Genomic DNA, 1,139 nt, shown 5'->3' with positions numbered 1-1,139 from the left:
TGACCCGGCCGGCGCCGGCTGGCCGGGTGGCCCCCACGGTCCGGCGGGGGGATACGGGCCGAGCGGCGACCAGGGTCCGCCGGGCGCGACCGGCGGCGGGGCGTACCCCATGCTGGCGCCCTCCGGCGGTGCGCTCGGCCCCTCGTCGGCTCCGGCCCCCGGCGCCGCCCACGGGCTGGCCGGCTCGGCGTGGGACGCGGACCCGGCCTCGTCCGGTCCGGTGACGGACCGGGTCGGGTCGCCGCCCGGCGAAGGGGCCGGTTCCGTCACGGGATCCTCCTGTCGACGTGGCTCACCCGCCGCGTGGCGGACACCGGCCAGGCTACCGTCGCGGGTCCCGCCGGCGGGGTCGGGCGCGGCCCGCTCCCCCGCCCGGTCAGTCGATGTTCGGGGCGTAGTCGTGGCCGAAGGGGGCGTCGGCCAACCGGACCACCCCGATCACCACCGCCGCCACCACGGCGAACGCCGCCAGCACCAGGCCGACCCACGCCAGCCGCTCCCCCCGGCGCAGCCGGTCGCCGCCGGTGAGGAAGCCACCCGAGGCGTACGCCTCCCGGCGGGCCTGCCGGGCCAGCGTCAGGGCGATCGTCGAGGGCACCACCCCGCCGATGAAGAACCCGGTCAGCGCGCCGATCAGCCCGAGGGCGAAGACCGCGGGGGCCTTGGTCGCGCGGACCGGCTCTGGGTCGAGCGGTTGGCGCGGCGCGGGCGGCGCGACGGGCACCTGCCCGGGCACGGTCGTCATGTCCACCATCATGCCCCGACCGGGCCGGGTCCGGTCCCGCCGCCGTCCGGACCGCCGGGACCGCGTACCGCCGGGCGCCGAACAGCAGCAGCGCGGCGACCGCCACCACGGCGGCCTCGGTGAGCAGCAGGACCCGGTAGTCGAGCACCCCGATCAGGTACGCCCCGAGCGCGATCGAGGCGGTCTGCGGGACGGTCGTGGTCACCTCGAAGCCGGCGTACACCCGGCCCTGGAGCCGGTCCGGGGTGCTGCGCTGGAGCAGGGTGAGCAGGGCGATCGCCATCACGGTGAGCCCGCCCCCGGCGGCGACCCGGCCGAGCAGGACCGCGCCGAGCAGCGGGGTGGCGGCCAGCGCCGCGCCGGTGGCCCAGGCGAGGAACGCGGCGGCGGCGAC

Annotated in this window: 1 protein-coding gene and 2 pseudogenes; all 3 read right to left on the bottom strand. The window is 79.1% G+C overall.

Translation table 11 applies throughout. The features are described 5' to 3' along the window. A pseudogene (locus ACWEVO_RS36915) lies at nucleotides 1-270 on the bottom strand (DUF4870 domain-containing protein); the annotation flags it as partial. Between the two features lie 106 nt (nucleotides 271-376). Continuing rightward, nucleotides 377-745: a hypothetical protein gene (locus ACWEVO_RS36910; protein WP_452312008.1), complete on the bottom strand. Its 369-nt coding sequence runs from the start codon at nucleotides 743-745 to the stop codon at nucleotides 377-379. Between the two features lie 106 nt (nucleotides 746-851). After that, nucleotides 852-1,082, bottom strand: a pseudogene (locus ACWEVO_RS36905) (hypothetical protein); the annotation flags it as partial. Between the last annotated feature and the right edge of the window lie 57 nt (nucleotides 1,083-1,139).

It is taken from the genome of Micromonospora sp. NPDC003776 (assembly GCF_053605645.1).
This window is presented reverse-complemented; position numbering and strand designations above follow the sequence as displayed.